An 873-nucleotide genomic window follows, 5' to 3' on the forward strand; every position below is an offset into this window, starting at 1 on the left:
CTAGGGGGTGTCCCTAATTATCTGAAGAAAGGTGCTGGAGGCCGAGCGGCCGCCAGCCCCGTGGGCAGGGTTGAGCTTGCAGGGAAAGGAAGAGCTGAGCACCCCTGGTGAGTGCACCGACATGAGCTGACGGACGAGCAGTGGAAGCAGCTTGAGCCACTCATCCCTGCCCGACGAGGGCCGCGCACCAAGAAAGGTGACCGGCAGTTCGTCAATGCAGTGCTCTGGCGGGTGAAGACGGGCGCACCCTGGCGTGACTTGCCAGAGCGTTACGGGCCCTGGAAGACGGTCTACAACCGCTTCGGGCGCTGGGCGACCCGAGGAGTATGGGAGGGGCTCTTCAAGGCGCTGCAGTTGCAAGTGGATGATGTCGGCTCGCTGCTGGACGCCACCATCATCCGGGCGCATCAGGACGCCTCAGGCGCAAAAGGGGGGGCCGATGCAATGCTCTGGGCCGTTCTCGAGGAGGCTTTTCTTCCAAGGTCCACGCCCTGTGCACCACCCAGGGCCAACCGCTCGAAGTGACGCTGACGCCTGGGCAGCGCGGCGACGTCACTGAAGCCGAGCACCTCATTCAGTATGCGCACGGCAAGGCGCTCATCGCCGACGCCGGCTATGACGCCGACCACCTCGTGCAGGCCGTCCGGGAGCGCGGAATGAGGCCCGTCATCGCGATGAATCCAACGCGCAAGCACCACCGGCGCCGCAACAGTCGCGCCCTCTACCGGCTGCGCATCCAGGTGGAGTGCATGTTCCACCGCCTCAAGCGCTTCCGCGCCGTGGCCACCCGCTACGAGAAGACCGCCACCAACTACCTGGCGGTCCTCCACCTGGCCTGCATGATGCTTTGGCTTAATTAGGGACACCCCCTAG

Annotated in this window: 1 pseudogene; it reads left to right on the forward strand. The window is 64.8% G+C overall.

Annotation, left to right across the window (positions count from 1 at the left end):
- Positions 1 to 138: 138 nt before the first annotated feature.
- Positions 139 to 857 (forward strand): annotated as a pseudogene (locus D7V77_RS45405) (IS5 family transposase); the annotation flags it as partial.
- Between the last annotated feature and the right edge of the window lie 16 nt (positions 858 to 873).

This window comes from Corallococcus sp. CA041A, from assembly GCF_003612075.1.
Lineage (GTDB): Bacteria > Myxococcota > Myxococcia > Myxococcales > Myxococcaceae > Corallococcus > Corallococcus exiguus.